We start from the raw sequence: 18,024 nt of genomic DNA, 5'->3' as shown, positions 1-18,024 counted from the left end.
ACGGGGGCGGCAATGGCCGAATCCGCGGGCTCGGAGCCCGCGGATTAGCACGTTCGGGTGATAACCGGACGATCTCCCCGGGGAGTTCAGGACTCCTGGGGCGTCGCGGTGACGTCGTGCTCGGGCACGGTCTGACCGGACCGGATCAGGTCGATGCGACCCATGACCTTGGCGCGCAGATCGGTCGGCACGTCGTCCTGGCCGCAGCACCGCTTGACCAGCTTCTTCACGGCCTGCTCGAGTCCGTACTTCTCGAGACACGGGGAGCACTCCTCGAAGTGCACCTCGAACTTGGTGCAGTCCGAGTCCGGCATCTCATGGTCGAGGAACTCGTACAGGTGGTCGAGTACCTCACTGCAATCCGTCTCGTGCGGCTCTCCGCAGCTCATGAGCCCGAGCCTTTCGCTTCGTTCGACTCTCCGGCGCCGGCCGGGACCAGCCCGCGGTCACGGGCGTAGTCCTCGAGCATGCCGCGCAGTTGGCGACGGCCCCGGTGCAGCCGGGACATCACCGTACCGATGGGTGTCCCCATGATGTCCGCGATCTCCTTGTACGCAAAGCCTTCTACATCAGCGAGATAGACCGCGATGCGGAATTCCTCGGGGATCGCCTGCAGCGCAGCCTTGACGTCCGAGTCGGGCAGGTGGTCGAGCGCCTGCGACTCCGCGGAGCGCAGACCGGTCGACATGTGCGACTCGGCACGCGCGAGCTGCCAGTCCTCGATCTCCTCGGCCGCACTGCGCTGGGGTTCGCGCTGCTTCTTGCGGTACGAGTTGATGAAGGTGTTGGTGAGAATGCGATACAGCCAAGCCTTGAGGTTGGTGCCCTCGCGGAACTGGTGGAAGGACGCGTACGCCTTCGCGTACGTCTCCTGCACCAGGTCCTCGGCGTCGGCCGGGTTGCGCGTCATGCGCAGGGCGGCCGAGTACATCTGGTCGAGGAATTCGAGCGCGTCCCGCTCGAAGCGCGCGGTGCGCTCGGCGGACGACTCCGTGCTCGTGCCCTGGCCCTCGGGCTGCTCCGCCTGGCCGTGATCGGTCCCTGCGTCGGTCCCAGTGACCGGACCCACCTCCTCCAGCGACGTGGCAGGACCGAAACCGGTCCCACTCGAATCGGAGGATAGACGAACATCCACACCCGCCGCCGCTCGAACGGGGGCGGTCTTCGCCGCGTGCAGCACCGTCCAGTCCAGCTCAGGGCTACTGCTGCGGTTCGGGCAGATGGTCGAACCCATGCGGCGGACTTCCTCTCGTTCGAACGGTTCAGCACGCTCCGTGCTGTCTGCTCGACACAACAGTGGTCCACCGCCCGACATTCCCGTGCGTCACCCGAGTGACGCGATCCACCTCACGACGCCGTCGGTGATGATCTCCAGGGCCGCGTCCTGGTCGATCGGTGCCCGTTTCGGCACGGCGAAGCCATGATCGCCGTACGGCACCTCGATCAGATCGTGCGAGCCCTTCGGGAACTCCGCGGGCTTGCCGAACGGGTCGTTGCCGCCCTGGACGACGAGGGTGGGCACCCCGGCGCCGAGGAGTTCGTCGGCGCGGGACTTCTCGGGCCTGCCGGGCGGATGCAACGGGAAACTGAGGGCGAGGACGGCGGTGGCGCCGAGTTCCGTCGCCGTACGGCAGGCGACGCGGGCTCCGGCGCTGCGCCCGCCCGCGACCACCGGCAGTCCGGGCTTCGCGACCGTGGGCCACAGGCCCCGCCATCCCACGTCCAGGGTCTTGGGCGCGGGCGCCACCTTCTTCCCGGCCACCCGCCAGGGCTGCTCGACGAGCGCGACGCTCACGCCGTGTCCGGGCAGCACCGCGGCCAGCGCCTGGAGATCGCGCGCCTCGACACCGCCACCCGCGCCGTGACTCACAGCGAGCACGAGGCGTGGCTTCTTGGCCCGGTGCCACGTGACGCGTGCTGTACCGGCGTCCGTCTCGACCGTCTCGATCGCGTCCATGATCTCCGTCACGTCGGACTTCCATGGTCTCTGTCACGGAAGGCTTCCATGGTCTCTGTCACGGAAGGCTTCCATGGTCTCTGTCACGGAAGGCTTCCATGACCTCCGTCACGTCAGAAGAGTGTGCCCTCTTCGGGGCCTTCCAGCTCCTTCAGCAGCTCCGGTCCGTTGTTGCGGACGTTGCTGACGGCCGTGGAGACGGGATAGGCGCGCATCAGCCCGGCGGGCGGCGGCGCGAGCAGCTCGCGCAGGCCGTCGACGTCCGTACGGGCCGGGTCGAGCCAGGCGTCCCAGCGGTCCGGGGTGAGCATCAGGGGCATCCGGGGGTGGATGTCGGCGAGGGCGTACGGCCCCTCGGCGGGCGCGACCGCGAGCGGCGAGGTCTCCGCCTCGGTCGTGATCACCGAGCACGTCACCCACCAGGCCCGGGGGTGGTCGTCGGGGAGCGTCCGGTCGCGCCAGAACTCGTACAGTCCTGCCATCGCGAAGACCGAGCCGTCCGCGGGCAGCACGAAGTACGGCTGCTTGCGCGGCCGCTTCTTCTTGCCCTCGACCTCGAGATCGCGCTCGGCGGACCCGGTGACCCACTCGTAGTAGCCGTCGGCGGGAACGATGCAACGCCGGGCGGCGAAGGCACGGCGGTACGAGGGCTTCTCGTGCACGGTCTCCGCGCGGGCGTTGATCATCCGGGCGCCGCCCTCGGGCGTCTTGGCCCAGGACGGGACGAGCCCCCACTTGAGCCTACGCAGCTGGCGAACCGGCTTCGGGCTCTCCGCGTCCTTAAGGGGGCGGTCGAGGACGGCATATACGTCCTTGGTCGGAGCCACGTTGTAGTCGGGGTCCAAGGTCTCCTCGGGCTCCCACTTCTCGACCTCAAAGATTCCTGCGAGATCCTCGGGCCTACGACTCGCTGCATACCGTCCGCACATACGTGCCACACTGCCAGATTCCGCGACACCAGAGGGAGCCACCGCAGACAATGGACAGCACCGCATCCACCTCGCTGGCCTCGCTGTGGGACCAGGTCTCCGGCACCCAGCCGGACCCCGATCTGTGGGTGGTGATAGCCACCATGGTCGCCGCTCTCGCGGTGATCGTCCCGCACGGCGTCTGGCGTGTCTCCCGCAACGCCATCACCATCGCGCACGAGGGCGGCCACGGGCTGGTGGCGCTGCTGACCGGGCGGAGCCTCAGTGGTATCCGGCTGCACTCCGACACCAGCGGCCTCACCGTCAGCCGCGGCAAGCCCACCGGCCTCGGCATGATCCTCACCGCGTCGGCCGGCTACACCGCTCCCCCGCTGCTCGGCCTCGGCGGCGCCGCGCTGCTGGGCCTGGGCCGCATCACCCTGCTGCTGTGGCTGGCCACGGCCCTGCTCGTCGCGATGCTGGTGATGATCCGCAACGCCTACGGGGCGCTCACGGTGGTCCTCACCGGCGGCACGTTCCTGGTGGTGTCCTGGCTCACCGGACCACAGGTACAGGCGGCCTTCGCGTACGCCGTCGTGTGGTTCCTGCTGCTCGGCGGCGTCCGGCCGGCCTTCGAGCTCCAGGCCAAGCGCAGCCGGGGCGGCGCCGGCGACTCCGACGCCGACCAGCTCTCCCGCCTCACCCACGTCCCGGCGGGGCTGTGGCTGTTCCTGTTCCACGCCGTGTCCCTGTGCTCTCTGCTGGGCGGCGGCCGCTGGCTGCTGGGGCTTTGAGTACGAGGGCGTCGAGCGCGGGGGCGTTGAGCGCGGGGGCGTTGAGGCGCCCCTGAAACTTTCGCTCACATTCCGTCACTTTTGATCAAGATCTACCCCCACCCCCACCCACTAAAGTGGGCGCATGACCGCGAACCCCGCCCACACCGCCCTCTGGCCCGCCCCGCACGCGAGCGGAGCCGTCGACGCGACGGTCCACGTGCCGGGGTCCAAGTCGGTCACCAACCGCGCCCTGGTCCTCGCCGCGCTCGCCTCGGAGCCGGGCTGGCTGCGCCGCCCGTTGCGCTCCCGGGACACGCTGCTGATGGCGGGCGCGCTGCGCGCGATGGGCGTCGGTATCGAGGAGACGGTGGCGTCCAGCTCCACGGTCGCCGCGGGCCCGGACGCCTCCGGCGAGGCCTGGCGGGTCATCCCCTCGGGTCTCCAGGGTCCGGCCACGGTCGACGTCGGCAACGCCGGCACCGTGATGCGCTTCCTGCCCCCGGTCGCCGCCCTCGCGGACGGCCCCATCCGCTTCGACGGCGACCCCCGGTCGTACGAGCGCCCGCTGAACGGTGTGATCGACGCGCTGCGTCTGCTCGGCGCCCGCATCGACGACGACGGCCGCGGCGCGCTGCCGCTGACCGTGCACGGCGGCGGCGCCCTGGACGGCGGCCCGGTGGAGATCGACGCGTCCTCGTCGTCCCAGTTCGTGAGCGCCCTCCTCCTGTCCGGCCCCCGCTTCAACCAGGGGGTGGAGGTCCGTCACATCGGCTCGACGCTGCCCTCGATGCCGCACATCCGGATGACGGTCGACATGTTGCGCGCGGTCGGCGCGCAGGTGGACACCCCGGAGTCGGGCGGCGAGCCCAACGTCTGGCGGGTCACGCCCGGCGCGCTGCTCGGCCGCGACCTGATCATCGAGCCGGACCTGTCGAACGCCCAGCCGTTCCTGGCGGCGGCCCTGGTGACCGGCGGCACGGTCGTCGTCCCCGACTGGCCCGCGCACACCACCCAGCCCGGTGACCGGCTGCGGGAGATCTTCACCGAGATGGGCGGTTCCTGCGAACTGAACGACAGCGGTCTGGAGTTCACCGGTTCGGGTGCCATCCACGGCATCGACGTGGACCTGAGCGAGGTCGGCGAGCTGACCCCGGGCATCGCGGCGGTCGCGGCCCTCGCCGACTCCCCGTCCACCCTGCGGGGCGTGGCCCATCTGCGCCTGCACGAGACGGACCGGCTGGCCGCGCTCACCAAGGAGATCAACGAACTCGGCGGTGACGTCACCGAGACCGCCGACGGCCTGCACATCCGCCCGCGCCGACTGCACGGCGGCATCTTCCACACCTACGACGACCACCGCATGGCGACCGCCGGCGCGATCATCGGGCTGGCGGTGGAGGGCGTACAGATCGAGAACGTGGCGACGACGGCGAAGACCCTGCCGGACTTCCCCGATCTGTGGACCGGAATGCTCGGGAACTGACGGGCGGACCGGGATCATGCGCCGCTACGGCAAGCACACCGACGAGGACGACATCCGCCAGCGCCCCAACCGCAAGGGCAACCGTCCGCGTACGAACATCCGCCCCAAGCACGAGGAGGCGGTCGAGGGCATGGTCGTCACCGTCGACCGGGGCCGTCTGACCTGCCTCGTCGAGGACCGCCTCGTGATGGCGATGAAGGCCCGCGAGCTGGGCCGCAAGGCCGCCGTCGTCGGGGACCGCGTCGCGATCGTCGGTGACCTGTCCGGCGAGAAGGACACCCTCGCCCGCATCGTCCGCATCGAGCCGCGCAGCTCGGTGCTGCGCCGCACGGCCGACGACGACGATCCCTACGAGCGCGTGGTCGTCGCCAACGCCGACCAGCTCGCCATCGTCACCGCCCTCGCCGACCCCGAGCCGCGCCCCCGCCTGATCGACCGCTGCCTGGTCGCGGCGTACGACGCCGGCCTGGAGCCCCTGCTGGTGCTGACCAAGTCGGACCTCGCCCCGCCCGACGAACTCCTCGAGCTGTACGGGGCCTTGGGCGTCCCCTACGTCGTGACGAGCCGTGCGGAGCTGGAGAGCGGCGCGGCGGTGGACCGGGTGCGCAAGCAGCTGGACGGCAAGATCACGGCGTTCGTCGGGCACTCCGGCGTCGGCAAGACGACCCTGGTCAACGCGCTGGTCTCGCTGGAGCGGCGGCGCAGCACCGGTCACGTGAACGCCGTCACGGGCCGCGGCCGGCACACCACGACCTCGGCGCGCGCGATCCCGCTGCCGGGCAGTGAGGGCTGGGTCATCGACACCCCCGGCGTCCGCTCCTTCGGCCTGCACCACGTCGACCCGTCCCGGGTCATCCACGCCTTCCCCGACCTCGAACCCGGTACCGAGGGCTGTCCGCGCGCGTGCAGCCACGACGAGCCGGACTGCGCGCTGGACCAGTGGGTGGCGGACGGCCACGCGGACCCGCAGCGGCTCTACTCCCTGCGCCGGCTGCTGGCGACGCGGGAGCGCACGGACGGTGACTGAGTCCCCTGAGCCCCCTTGTGACCTCCGCGTTGTTTGCGTGGGCGGCCCGTCGGTAAGTGCTTAGCCGGTCGGCAAATGCATAATCGCACCTAGCCGGCAGGCCAGGCGAAGCAGTCGACGTGCGGACACGGGAGGACGAGACATGGCGTGGCTGCTGGTCGTTGTGGCGGGACTGCTCGAAACCGGGTTCGCCGTCTGTCTGAAGCTCTCGCACGGCTTCAGCAGACTCTGGCCGACGGTCGCCTTCTGCGTCTTCGCGCTGGGCAGTTTCGGCCTGCTGACGCTCTCCCTGAAGAAGCTCGACGTCGGCCCGGCGTACGCGGTGTGGACCGGCATCGGCGCGGCGGGCACCGCCATCTACGGCATGATCTTCCTCGGCGACCTGGTGTCGACGCTCAAGATCGTCTCCATCAGCTTCGTCATCATCGGCGTCATCGGCCTCCAACTCTCGGGCTCCGCCCACTGAGGCGCCCCGACAGGGGCGCGGGGAACTGCGCGACCAGCCACAACGACGCCGCACCCGCCGACGCACGCTCCCCGGCACCCCAGTAGGCGAGTCATCTCCACTGCCGCGGCAGCGCACCTCGCACCAGCTCCGTCACTCCCCCCTCCCCCGGCGGAGCCGCCACACACGACAACGACAACCGCACCACCAACTCACAGGCCCCGGCCAACTCCCCCACGTCCGCCCGCATCGCCCCGGGCCCGGACAACGCCGCGACGGCCCGATCCCGTACGAGCGCCACGAAGTCCGCCGGCGAGGGCAACGGCCCGTCCGCCCTGCGCTGCGCGGGCACCGCGGACGACGACGGCACCGCCGAGAGCGTCGGCGACGGCAGCCGCTCACTCCAGCACCCGGTCAGCATGGCCCGTACGAGCGCGTTGCCCCGGGCCGCCGACGTGGTCCACTCGGCGGTCGCGACCAGCCGCTCGCGCGCGTCCGCGTGGGCGGCCAGCGCACGCTCGACACCGGCGAGATAGCCGTCGGCCTCCCTCCGTACGAGGGCGCGTGCGAGCCCCTCCTTGCTTCCGAACTCGTTGTAGAGCGTCTGGCGGGACACACCGGCCACGGCGGCGACGTCGACCATCCGCACCGTGGACCACGGGCGGTGTGCGAGCGCCGTATAGGCGGCATCCAGAAGGGATTCCCGCGCTGCAGGCATCTTTCGCCTCCCTGGGGGCGAGCGGGCGGCATTGCAGCTCAGATTTGACGCGCACAGGGGCACTGTCAAGGGTTCGCGGCGGCGTTGAGGGGCGTGCGTCGACCGCCGCACGCCGCGATGATCAACCAGGCCGTGCGGCCCGCGCCCCGGAGGCGCCCCGAGCCCCATGACCGTGCCCGATGATCCCCCGGGCCGTATGGCTGTGGCCCGAGTGGGCCATATACGGTGCAGTCATGCCCGACTATCGCGATGACCTGCGCCTGGCCCATGTCCTGGCGGACGCCGCCGACGCGGCGACGATGGACCGGTTCAAGGCGCTCGACCTCAAGGTCGAGACCAAGCCGGACATGACACCGGTCAGCGAGGCGGACAAGGCCGCCGAGGAGCTGATCCGCGGCCACCTCCAGCGGGCACGGCCACGCGACGCGATCCTCGGCGAGGAGTACGGCATCGAGGGCACCGGCCCGCGCCGCTGGGTGATCGACCCGATCGACGGCACCAAGAACTACGTCCGCGGGGTGCCCGTCTGGGCCACGCTGATCTCCCTGATGGAAGCGGGCGAGGGCGGCTACCAGCCGGTGGTCGGAGTGGTCTCCGCGCCCGCGCTGGGCCGCCGCTGGTGGGCGGCGAAGGGGCACGGCGCGTTCAGCGGCCGCAGCCTGTCCTCGGCCACACGCCTGAAGGTCTCCCAGGTCTCGCGGATGGCCGACGCGTCCTTCGCGTACTCCTCGCTGTCCGGCTGGGAGGACCAGGGCCGCCTCGACGGCTTCCTGGACCTGACGAAGGCGGTCTGGCGCACGCGCGGGTACGGCGACTTCTGGCCGTACATGATGGTGGCGGAGGGTTCGGTGGACATCTGCGCGGAGCCCGAGCTGTCGCTGTGGGACATGGCGGCGAACGCGATCGTGGTGACCGAGGCGGGCGGATCCTTCACGGGCCTCGACGGCCGCCCGGGGCCGCACAGCGGCAACGCGGCCGCTTCGAACGGCATCCTCCACGACGAGCTGCTGGGCTATCTGAACCAGCGGTACTGAAGAGCCGATGGCGTGCCCTTGTGACCCATGGGCGCCCCCGAAACTCACCGCACGCCCTCTTGTTGACCCTCCCTTTAACTGCGACTCTGAGAGTCCCCCCACTTGTGAACTTGTGAATCGCTTCTCTTGGCGCTTCACCAAGGAGGTGGCTCCAGCCCATGCTCGTCCGCGACGCCATGAGCACGGTGGTCCTCACCATCGGCCCGGCACACACACTCCGCCAGGCGGCCTGCCTGATGTCCTCCCGCCGCGTAGGCGCGGCCGTCGTCCACGACGAGGACTCATCCGGCCTCGGCATCCTCACCGAACGCGACATCCTCAACTCGATCGCCCTCGGTCAGAACCCGGACACCGAGACCGCGGGCACCCACACCACGACCGACGTCGTCTTCGCCGCCCCCGTCTGGACCCTGGAGGAAGCCGCGGCGGCGATGGCACACGGCGGTTTCCGACACCTGATCGTGCTCGACGGCAACGGCCCGGTCGGCATCGTCTCGGTCCGCGACATCATCCGCTGCTGGGCTCCGAAGCGGCAGCGGGTACCCGCGTAGACGCCCCGGCACCCCTCCCGGGCACCGCTGCCGGGCCCGCACATGCCGACGGGCCGGACCCCCATCACTCAGAGGGATCCGGCCCACCGTCCACGACAAGCGATCCAGTGCTGGTTGTCAGCCGCGCAGGGCCCGGACCGCGGCCTCCAGCCGCTTGCCGAAGTCTTCGTCAGCCTGACGGAAGTTGTTGATCGCGCGCTCGGCGATGTCGTCACGGGAGACCTTGGCGATGAAACCCGCCAGGTTCGCGATCAGACGCCCCTGCTCGTCCTCCGACATCAGGCGGTACAGATTGCCCGCCTGCACGAAGTCGTCGTCCTCGGAGTGGGACGGCGCCTCGGTCTCACCGGTGTGGCCGGTCACCGCGATCGGCTGCCACAGCGGCCGGTCCGTCTGGAACGGACCGCCGAAGCTGTTCGGCTCGTAGTTCTTCGCGCCCTTGTGGCGGCCGTCGTACAGGGAGCCGTCACGGGAGTTCGTGCGCGCCTCGGCGGCGTGCGGGCGGTTCACCGGCAGGTGGTCGGCGTTGATGCCGACGCGGTAGCGGTGCGCGTCGCCGTAGGCGAAGAGCCGCCCCTGAAGCATCTTGTCGGGGGAAGGCCCGATACCCGGCACGAAGTGTGCCGGCGAGAAGATCGACTGCTCGACCTCGGCGAAGATGTTCTCCGGGTTGCGGTTGAGCTCCAGCCTGCCGATCTCGATCGGCGGGTAGTCCTCGTGCGGCCACACCTTGGTGAGGTCGAAGGGGTTGAACCGGTAGGTCGCCGCGTCGGCCGCCGGCATGATCTGCACCTGCACGGTCCAGGACGGGAACTCGCCGCGCTCGATGGCCTCGCGCAGGTCGCGCTGGTGGGAGTCGGGGTCCTCGCCGGCGAGCCTGTCGGCCTCCGCCTGGGTGAGGTTCTTGATGCCCTGGTCGGTCTTGAAGTGGTACTTGACCCAGAAGACCTCGCCGGCCTCGTTGTTCCACTGGTACGTGTGCGAGCCGTACCCGTTGAGATGCCGGTAGGAGGCAGGAATCCCCCGGTCGCCGAAGAGCCAGGTGACCTGGTGCGTGCTCTCGGGGCTGAGGCCCCAGAAATCCCACACGTTGTCGGCCTCCTGCGAACCGGTGTACGGGTCGCGCTTCTGCGTGTGGATGAAGTCGGGGAACTTGATGGCGTCCTTGATGAAGAACACCGGGGTGTTGTTGCCGACGAGGTCGTAGTTGCCCTCCTCGGTGTAGAACTTCAGCGCGAAGCCGCGGGGGTCACGGACCGCGTCCGCGGAGCCGAGGTTGCCGGCCACCGTCGAGAACCGCAGAAAGGTCTCGGTCTGCTTGCCGACCTCGGAGAGGAACGCGGCGCGGGTGTACGGGGTGACATCCGCGGTGACCGTGAAGGTGCCGTAGGCGGCGGCGCCACGGGCATGCACGACACGCTCCGGGATGCGCTCACGGTTGAAGTGGGCGAGCTTCTCGAGAAGCAGCTGGTCCTGAACGAGCACCGGGCCGCCGACGCCCGCGGTCTCGCTGTTCTGGTTGTCGGCCACCGGCGCGCCGGCCTCCGTCGTAAGCGGTCCCTGCGTCACGTGCGCCTCCTGCGTCATTCCGGACCGGTCCTGCCCGGTCCCACCCAACGTCCAATGCCGAACCGATCCTACATTAGACTAAATCCAAATCAAGCACTCATCCAAATTCACACCCATTCGGGATCTGGTCACCTTGCTGTTAAGCTGGCCTGTATGAGTGACCTGTTGGAACGACTGCGCGGACGCGGCTGGCGAATGACCGCGCAGCGGCGTGTCGTGGCCGAGGTCCTCGACGGCGATCACGTCCATCTGACGGCCGACGAGGTGCATGCCCGGGCCGTCGCCAAGCTGCCCGAGATCTCCCGGGCGACCGTCTACAACACGTTGGGGGAGCTGGTCTCGCTCGGCGAGGTGCTGGAAGTCGCGACGGACAAGCGCGCCAAGCGCTACGACCCGAACGCGCACCGTCCGCACCACCACCTGGTCTGCGCCCAGTGCGGCTCGATCCGAGACGTCCACCCGAGCGGCAACCCGCTCGCCGACCTCCCCGACTCGGAGCGCTTCGGCTTCACGGTCTCGGACGTAGAGGTGACATACCGGGGCCTGTGCCCCACCTGCGCCTCAGCCTGACTCCCCGAAGCCCCGGCCTCCACGAACGCCGGGGCTTCCCCGTGTCCCCCCACCCCGGCTAAACGCCGAAGGACCCAGATCTCAATGATCTGGGTCCTTCGCCTTCAAGTAGCGGGGACAGGATTTGAACCTGCGACCTCTGGGTTATGAGCCCAGCGAGCTACCGAGCTGCTCCACCCCGCGTCGATGAACTGAACATTACGTCAACCAGGTGGACCAGTGCAAATCCCATAGACGCCCCCTTGAACACGGGCGAGGGGGCTCCAGGGCCACCCCCGGGGATACGACGAGAAGAGAAGCACCCACGGGGTACGGGGGCGGGAGCCCCACGGGGTACGGAAGCGCAGTCCCCGACGGGGCTGCAGGGGCGGAGCCCCCGGCGGTCCAGAGGCACAGCCCGGCGCGGCGCAGGGGGCAACCCCGCGCGAGTCCGGGGCAGGGCCCGGCGAGGCGCAGGGGCGCAGCCCTACGGAGGCCCAGGCCCAGCCCGGCAGGGCGCGCACCCCGCGAAGGTCCAGGGGCACGGACCGGCTGGGCCCTAGAGCGCAGCCCCGCAGGAGGCCAGGGCCAGCCCGGCAGGACGCAGGGGCGCAGCCCCGCGAAGGTCCAGGCCCAGCCCGGCAGGGCACGCATCCCCGCGAAGGTCCAGGGGTACGGACCGACTGGGCCCTAGAGCGCAGCCCCGCAGGAGGCCAGGGCCAGCCTGGTGGGGTGCAGGGGCGCAGCCCCGCAGGAGGCCAGGGCCAGCCTGGTGGGGTGCAGGGGCGCAGCCCCGCCGGGGTTCAGGGGCGGAGCCCCTGGTGGGGGTCGGGGCGGAGCCCCGGGGATGGGTCGGGTAGGGGCGGCGGGGGCGAGAACACCCCGAGACCAGCCCCCACCCACCGCCACAAACTCACGCAGACAACTCCTGCCGCAACGCATCCCGCAACCGAGCCGCCCGCTCAGCCACCTCCGCAGGCCCCAGCGCAACCGCCCGATCAGCCCACCGCTGCCCCTCCGCCAACTCCCCCCGCCGCGCATACACGAGCGCAAGCCGAAGCGCCGCCCGCCCATGCCCCGCATCCGCCGCCCGGGTCCACCACAACGCGGCCTCCGGCTCACTCCCCTCCCGAGCCAACAGCAGCCCCAGATTGAAGGCCCCGTTCCGAGACCCGGCCTCCGCGGCCGACCGGTACCACCGAGCCGCCTCCACCACATCACCCCGAGCCGCGGCGAGCATCCCGACCCGCACCTGCGCCCGCCGATGCCCCAGGGAGGCCGCCCGCTCGTACCACTCCTCGCACTCGCTCTTCTCCTGCGCCGGCTCCCCGAGCTCATGCGCGGGCGCCGGCGGCCGCCGAGCGTCGAGCACGGCGGCCAGCCGGTACGCGGCCTCCGCGCTACCGCCCCCCGCCGCACACCTCAGATGCCGCTCCGCCTCCAGCTCGTCCCCGTCCCGCAGCCGCGCGATACCGACCTGCAGCGCCGCCTCGGTGTGCCCGGCGGAAGCCGCCCGCTCGTACCACCGCAGCGCCGCCTCCTCGTCGTCCTCGCTCCCCCGCCCGGCATGCAGGATGCCGAGATTGAACGCGGCGTCCACACTCCCGGCCTCCGCGGCCTTGGAGAACCACGGCTCGGCCCCGGCCGAGTCCCCGACCTGAAGCAACAGGATCGCCAGCGCGTTCGCGGCCTCACGGTGCCCCGCGTACGCGGCCCGCCGATACCACTGCTCGGCCTGCGCGGTCCGCCCCTGCTCGGCGCAGAGCAGCCCGAGGTTGTACGCGCCGTTCACATCACCGGCGTCCATGGCGGCCCGGTACCACCGCTCGGCGGTCTGCGTCTCGCCGCGCTCGGCGTGCAGCGCCCCCAGCGCGTTCGCGGCGTTCCCGTCCCCGTCCTGCGCGGCCCGCAGCCACCACACGGCCGCGCTCTCCGTGTCCCCCGCGTCCCGCAGCAGGAACCCGAGCGCGCAGGCGGCCCGCGCCTCTCCGTCCTTGGCGGACGTCAGATACCAGCGCCCCGCTTCCTTGAGGTGCCCCCGCTTCTCCAGGATCGCCCCGAGGTGCAGCGCGGCCCGCCGGTGCCCCCGCGCGGCGGCCTGCCGGTACCACTGCTCGGCCTCTTCACCGGCGGCTCCTATGACGCCGATGACACCGTTGTCGCCCCTGCCCTCGCCCGCGTCCGCGGCCTTGCGGTCGAGCGTGCGCGCGAGCCGGTACGCCGCCTCGCGGTGCCCCCGCTCGGCGGCCGCCCGCATCCACTGCTCCGCGCCGACGTCACTGCGGTGCTCCAGCAGATCGGCGAGCGCGTACGCCCCGAGGGCATGCCCCTGCTCGGCGGACTGGCGCAGCCAGTACTCGGCGGCGGGCTCGTCCCCCCGCTCCCGGTGATAGCGCCCGAGCGCGTGCGCGGCGGCCGCGGACCCGGCGACGGCGGCGATCCGCCACCACCCGGCGGCCTCGTCGGCGTACCCGCGCTGATGCAGGAGGACACCAAGGTTGTTGGCGGCGGCGCGGTCACCGGCGGCGGTGGCCGCGCGCAACTGAGGCTCGGCTCCGTCGAGATCGCCACGGCGCAGCAGCATCGCTCCGAGGACACTCATCGCCTCGACGTCGCCGGCCTCGGCGGCGAGCCGCTGACGTGCTTCCTCGGCAGCCTCGCCGGTTTCGTCCCGGTCTGAAGGCTGCACAAAACGCCCTGTATCCAACAGAGTTGCCTTGTCCCCCATAACGTCCATCGTCGCACCACCTGCAACCTGGGTACACCTGGTATACCGCAGTCAGTGAGGTCACTTCAGCGTTTTGTCGACATGCCCACAGAGAGACAAGTCAAACACAGTTTTCCCAACTCCCCACGGATGGCGCAGCCTTCGGCGCGTCGCCCATGGTCGTCGCACGCACCCCGCGCACGCGTCCTACTCAGGTCGTCATACGGGTGCAGTACACGTGTGCGCACACAGCGAAGGCCCGGATCCTGTGAGGATCCGGGCCTTCGCTTTTCAGTAGCGGGGACAGGATTTGAACCTGCGACCTCTGGGTTATGAGCCCAGCGAGCTACCGAGCTGCTCCACCCCGCGCCGTTGTGTTGCAACCGTACCACGGCGCGGAGGGGGCCTCTGACCAGCGGCGGAGGTGGCCTCTGACCAGCGGCTGAGCCAAGAACCGGACCAGCCGCCGACCGGCCCGGCGGACCGGCCGACGCCCTGGCCCGTACCGCCGCCCTAGGTCGTACCGCCGCTGGGACTACCGCTGCCGCTGGGGCTCGGACTGCTGCTGCCACTCGGGCTCGGACTACTGCTCGGGCTGCTGCCCTTGTCGTTGCTCTTGCTGCCGCCGCTGCCACCGGTGGCGCTCTTGTCGGCCTTGGCCTGAGCGTCCTCGGCCCGCTTCAGCGCGTCCTGAAGATCCTTCTGTGCCTGCCCGTACGCCGTCCAGTCGCCCTTCTTGAGGGCGTCCTGGCCCGCGTCGAAGGCCTTCTGGGCGTCGGTGAGCGCCTGTTGGACCGTCGGGTTGCTCGACGTCGGCGGTGGGGTGGTCCCCGTGTCGGCCGGTGGACTGGTCGTACTGTCCGTCCCGAAGATCTTGTTGAGCGCCTGGTCGAGCGTGTCCTCGAAGGCGGTGTTGCCTCCGTAGGTCACCAACACCTTGCGCAACAAGGGGTACTTGAGGTCGCCACCGCGTACGTAGACGGGCTCCACGTAGAGCAGTCCTCCGTCGAGCGGAACCGTCAGCAGATTGCCGTACTCGACTTCCGAGTCCCCGCCCTTCAGAAGTCTGATCGACTCGGCGATGTCCTGTTGGGAGTTGAACTGGCTCTGGACCTGTTTGGGCCCGTCGACGGGTTCGCTGGTCGGCAGTTTCAGGATTCTGATCTTGCCGTAATCACTGGTGCCCGCCTCGGAGTCGACCGACATGAAGGCGCTCAGGTTGTCCCGGCCGTTCGGCGTGAACGTCGTCGTCAGTGAGAACGTCTGCGCCTGCTGGTCGGGCATCTGCATGCTCAGGTAGTACGGCGGCACCGCGTTGCCCGACCTGTTGGTCGGGTCGTCCGGGACCTGCCACACCTCGCTGCCGCTGAGGAACGTCTGCGCGTCCTTCACGTGGTAGCGGGTGAGCAGCTCGCGCTGGACCTTGAACAGGTCCTGCGGGTACCGCAGATGGTCCATGAGCGACTGCGAGATGGCCGTCTTCGGCTCCACCGTGTTCGGGAACGCCTTCATCCAGGTCTTGAGGACCGGGTCCTTGGTGTCCCACTGGTAGAGCTTGACCTCGCCGGTGTACGCGTCGACGGTCGCCTTCACCGAGTTGCGGATGTAGTTGACCTGGTTCTGCTGGGCCACCACCGCGCGCTGGTTGTTGGTCGCGGTGAGCGAGTCCGCCGTCGTGTCACCGAGGGTGGTGCGGGAGGCGTACGGGTAGCCGTTGGTCGTGGTGTAGGCGTCGACGATCCACTGGATCTTGCCGTCGACCACGGCCGGGTAGGCGTCGCCGTCGATGGTCAGCCAGGGGGCCACCGCCTCGACGCGGTCCTTGGGGGTGCGGTTGTAGAGGATCCGGGAACCCTCGCCGATCGCGCCCGAGTAGAGGATCTGCGGCTCGCCGAACGCCACGGCGTACGCGGCCCGGTTGACCGGACTGGAGAGGCTGACCCCGCTCTCGCCCTTGTAGCTGGTGGTCTTCTCACCGCTGTCGTCGGAGTAGTCGATCTCCTTCTGGGGACCGCCGACGATCGAGTACTGCGTGGTCTTCTCGCCGTAGTAGACCCGCTGCTCGTACGTCCCCAGGTCGCCCTTGGACGGCAGGTCGGACTCGGTGAAGACGGGCCGGCCACCGGAGGTCGCCGTGGTGCCCTTGGCGGCCACCACGCCGTATCCGTGCGTGTAGCGGAAGTGGTCGTTGATCCAGTTGTTCTTCGGAATGCCGTTCAGGTTCAGCTCGCGCAGTCCGATGACCGTGTCCTGGTCCTTGCCGTCCTTGCTGTACCGGTCGACGTCCAGGTTGGTCGGGAACGCGTAGTAGTTCTTCATCTGCTGCAACTGCTGGAACGTCGGCGAGACGATGTTCGGGTCCAGCAGACGGATGCTCGCCGTGGTGTCGGCGTCGTCGCGCTGCTTGGTCTTGTCCTTGGTGTCGCTCTTGCCCGCGTACTCCGAGACCTGGGTGCCGTCGATGCCGTAGGCCTCGCGGGTCGCCTTCAGGTTCTTCTCGACGTACGGCGCTTCCTTGGCCTGCTCGTTCGGCTGAACCTGGAACTTCTGCACGATCGCCGGGTAGAGACCGCCGATGAGGATCGCCGAGAGGACCATCAGGCCGAAGCCGATGACGGGCAGCTGCCAGGTGCGCCGCCACAGGGTGGCGAAGAACAGCAGCGCGCAGATGACGGCGATGCAGAACAGGATCGTCTTGGCGGGCAGATACGCGTTGGCGTCGACGTACCTGAGGCCCGTCCAGTTGCCGGTCGCCTTGAAGTCGCTGGACTTCACGGCGAGTCCGTAGCGGTCGAGCCAGTAGGCGACCGCCTTCAGGGCGACGAAGATGCCCAGCAGCACCGACAGGTGCCCGGTCGCCGCGGCCGTGGCGCGCGCGCCCGGGGAGGTGATCCTGAGCCCTCCGTAGAGGTAGTGCGTGAGCGCGGCGGCGATCAGCGAGAGCACGGCGGCGGCGAAGCCGAAGCCGAGCAGGAACCGGTACCAGGGCAGGTCGAAGGCATAGAAGGAGACGTCGAGGTGGAACTGGGGGTCCTTCTGGTGGAAGGGAACCCCGTTCACCCACATCAGCCATGTACGCCACTGGCCCGACGCCGACGCGCCGGCGATCAGCCCCACCAGGGAGGTGATGCCGAGCAGCAGCCACCTCTTGTAGGGCGCGATCCCCATCCGGTACCGGTCGAGGCTCTGCTGCTCCATCGACATCGCGCTCAGCGGCGGTCGCAGCCGGTGGGCCAGCCAGATGTTCACGCCGACCGAGGCCGCCATGATCAGGCCGAAGACGAAGAAGAGCCCGATCTTGGTCCACAGGGTGGTCGTGAAGACGGACGAGTAGTGAACCGACCGGTACCAGAGCCAGTCCGTCCAGAACCCCGCGAACATGACGAACGCCATGGCCAGCACGGCCAGCACGCCCAGTGTCATGAGCAGGGTCCGGACACGCCCGGACGGTCGGCCCACTCTGATCCGTGGCCCCGTCGGGCCTCCGCCGCGGTCCGGCATCTGGAAAGCCAAGGTGCGCACCTCGAAGTTCGCTGTTGATCCGTCAGGTCCCCGTGAAGCGGACCATCCGTCAGGCTCCGTGATCGTGGAGCCTCATCTATGCAACTTACTCACGCTTTACTCGGTTCCCGGATCCGGGTACGAACGAGGCAGGATTGTGACCATGTCCAACACTCCCATGGCAGCGAGCCCGCTCACCCGGGCCGTACTCGAGATCGACGAGTACGTCTCCGGCCTCGGCTGGGACCAGCCCGCTCGCCTTTTCGCCCTCGTAGACACCGCGCGACTGCGGGCCCAGGAGCCCGGCCTCGCGGCCCAGCTCGGCCTGCAGGACGAGCCCGAGACCACCGGTCTCACCCCCATCGAGCAGGACGAGATCCCTGCCGACAAGCCGCTGGACGAGTTCCTCGGCACCATCGCCTGGCCCGACGCCGTGGTCGGCTGCGCGCTCACCGTGGAGCGGCTGATGCTGCCGCCGTCCGCGGAGGCCTCCGTCCCGGAAGGCCTGAGCGACAAGAAGCTCGCGAAGTGGGTCGCCGAGCACCCGGACCGCCAGGAGGTCCGTATGACGGTCGGCGTCCTGCGCGACGGCACCCGCGACTCCGCACTGCGTCTGCGCGAGAAGGACGCGCCGACCGAGGTCCTCACGGGCGCGGGCCTGGTGCCGGGCCTGGCGGAGGCGCTGTCGGCGACGTTCGCGGACTGACGTCCTGGTGTACGTGATGGGGACGCCCCCGGACTTCCGGGGGCGCCCCCCATCACGCCGTACGGCCCATGCGTACCGCCGCCGGTCGGCCTC

Annotated in this window: 16 protein-coding genes and 2 tRNA genes; 8 read left to right on the top strand and 10 right to left on the bottom strand. The window is 69.9% G+C overall.

Features of this window, described 5'->3' with window-relative positions; translation table 11 throughout:
• Positions 1-86: 86 nt before the first annotated feature.
• From rsrA to KVT44_RS17960, 4 genes are all read right to left on the bottom strand, one after another.
• Positions 87-389 carry a mycothiol system anti-sigma-R factor gene (gene rsrA, locus KVT44_RS17975; RefSeq protein ID WP_054228151.1) on the bottom strand — a complete coding sequence of 101 codons (303 nt, stop codon included), beginning with the start codon at positions 387-389 and terminating at the stop codon, positions 87-89.
• Positions 386-1,069, bottom strand: coding sequence for an RNA polymerase sigma factor SigR (gene sigR / locus KVT44_RS17970; protein WP_054228152.1), 684 nt, complete (start codon positions 1,067-1,069; stop codon positions 386-388). The genes rsrA and sigR overlap by 4 nt, the downstream gene beginning before the upstream one ends.
• A gap of 255 nt (positions 1,070-1,324) precedes the next feature.
• Complete coding sequence (locus tag KVT44_RS17965; RefSeq protein WP_190172846.1) at positions 1,325-1,957, bottom strand: alpha/beta family hydrolase; 633 nt, start codon at positions 1,955-1,957, stop codon at positions 1,325-1,327.
• 113 nt (positions 1,958-2,070) lie between these two features.
• Positions 2,071-2,886 (bottom strand): SOS response-associated peptidase, encoded by an 816-nt coding sequence (locus KVT44_RS17960; RefSeq protein ID WP_075028838.1) that lies wholly within the window; start codon positions 2,884-2,886, stop codon positions 2,071-2,073.
• A 50-nt stretch (positions 2,887-2,936) separates the two neighbouring features.
• Here KVT44_RS17960 and KVT44_RS17955 point away from each other — a divergent pair, with 50 nt between their 5' ends.
• The 4 genes from KVT44_RS17955 to KVT44_RS17940 all read left to right on the top strand — a co-directional run bounded on the left by KVT44_RS17955 (position 2,937) and on the right by KVT44_RS17940 (position 6,617).
• A complete protein-coding gene (locus tag KVT44_RS17955) occupies positions 2,937-3,659 on the top strand; it encodes a M50 family metallopeptidase (RefSeq protein WP_217567774.1) in 723 nt (240 codons plus the stop codon).
• 124 nt (positions 3,660-3,783) lie between these two features.
• A complete protein-coding gene (aroA, locus tag KVT44_RS17950; RefSeq protein WP_054228155.1) occupies positions 3,784-5,124 on the top strand; it encodes a 3-phosphoshikimate 1-carboxyvinyltransferase in 1,341 nt (446 codons plus the stop codon).
• 16 nt (positions 5,125-5,140) lie between these two features.
• Positions 5,141-6,151 carry a ribosome small subunit-dependent GTPase A gene (rsgA, locus tag KVT44_RS17945; protein WP_190172816.1) on the top strand — a complete coding sequence of 337 codons (1,011 nt, stop codon included), beginning with the start codon at positions 5,141-5,143 and terminating at the stop codon, positions 6,149-6,151.
• Between the two features lie 142 nt (positions 6,152-6,293).
• Positions 6,294-6,617, top strand: a complete 324-nt coding sequence (locus tag KVT44_RS17940; RefSeq protein WP_054228157.1) for a multidrug efflux SMR transporter — start codon at positions 6,294-6,296, stop codon at positions 6,615-6,617.
• Between the two features lie 91 nt (positions 6,618-6,708).
• On the opposite strand, the gene KVT44_RS17935 is transcribed toward KVT44_RS17940, so the two are convergent.
• Positions 6,709-7,314, bottom strand: coding sequence for a TetR/AcrR family transcriptional regulator (locus KVT44_RS17935; RefSeq protein WP_099943248.1), 606 nt, complete (start codon positions 7,312-7,314; stop codon positions 6,709-6,711).
• 233 nt (positions 7,315-7,547) lie between these two features.
• Between KVT44_RS17935 and hisN the strand changes: the two genes are divergently transcribed.
• Entirely contained in the window at positions 7,548-8,348 is an 801-nt protein-coding gene (gene hisN, locus KVT44_RS17930; RefSeq protein ID WP_075028981.1) for a histidinol-phosphatase, read from the top strand.
• A 158-nt stretch (positions 8,349-8,506) separates the two neighbouring features.
• Entirely contained in the window at positions 8,507-8,899 is a 393-nt protein-coding gene (locus KVT44_RS17925; protein ID WP_217567773.1) for a cyclic nucleotide-binding/CBS domain-containing protein, read from the top strand.
• Positions 8,900-9,016: 117 nt separating this feature from the next.
• Here KVT44_RS17925 and KVT44_RS17920 read toward each other — a convergent pair whose 3' ends face one another.
• Positions 9,017-10,486: a catalase gene (locus KVT44_RS17920; RefSeq protein ID WP_099920739.1), complete on the bottom strand. Its 1,470-nt coding sequence runs from the start codon at positions 10,484-10,486 to the stop codon at positions 9,017-9,019.
• A gap of 135 nt (positions 10,487-10,621) precedes the next feature.
• Here KVT44_RS17920 and KVT44_RS17915 point away from each other — a divergent pair, with 135 nt between their 5' ends.
• Positions 10,622-11,038, top strand: coding sequence for a Fur family transcriptional regulator (locus KVT44_RS17915; RefSeq protein ID WP_054228161.1), 417 nt, complete (start codon positions 10,622-10,624; stop codon positions 11,036-11,038).
• 109 nt (positions 11,039-11,147) lie between these two features.
• Here KVT44_RS17915 and KVT44_RS17910 read toward each other — a convergent pair.
• From KVT44_RS17910 to KVT44_RS17895, 4 genes are all read right to left on the bottom strand, one after another.
• Positions 11,148-11,221: transfer RNA gene (locus KVT44_RS17910), tRNA-Met, on the bottom strand.
• A 709-nt stretch (positions 11,222-11,930) separates the two neighbouring features.
• Complete coding sequence (locus KVT44_RS17905) at positions 11,931-13,754, bottom strand: SEL1-like repeat protein (RefSeq protein ID WP_099920740.1); 1,824 nt, start codon at positions 13,752-13,754, stop codon at positions 11,931-11,933.
• A gap of 265 nt (positions 13,755-14,019) precedes the next feature.
• A tRNA-Met gene (locus tag KVT44_RS17900) sits at positions 14,020-14,093 on the bottom strand.
• A 144-nt stretch (positions 14,094-14,237) separates the two neighbouring features.
• On the bottom strand, positions 14,238-17,225 hold the full coding sequence (locus tag KVT44_RS17895) for a UPF0182 family protein (RefSeq protein ID WP_217567873.1): 2,988 nt from the start codon (positions 17,223-17,225) through the stop codon (positions 14,238-14,240).
• A 163-nt stretch (positions 17,226-17,388) separates the two neighbouring features.
• On the opposite strand from KVT44_RS17895, the gene KVT44_RS17890 reads away from it, so the two are divergent.
• Positions 17,389-17,931 carry a PPA1309 family protein gene (locus KVT44_RS17890; RefSeq protein ID WP_099920741.1) on the top strand — a complete coding sequence of 181 codons (543 nt, stop codon included), beginning with the start codon at positions 17,389-17,391 and terminating at the stop codon, positions 17,929-17,931.
• The last annotated feature ends 93 nt before the right edge of the window (positions 17,932-18,024 follow it).

It is taken from the genome of Streptomyces sp. GbtcB7, from assembly GCF_019091445.1.
In the GTDB taxonomy this organism is placed as follows: Bacteria; Actinomycetota; Actinomycetes; order Streptomycetales; family Streptomycetaceae; genus Streptomyces; species Streptomyces mirabilis.
The sequence above is the reverse complement of the archived record's forward strand: the minus strand, read 5'-3'. Positions and strand labels throughout refer to the sequence as shown.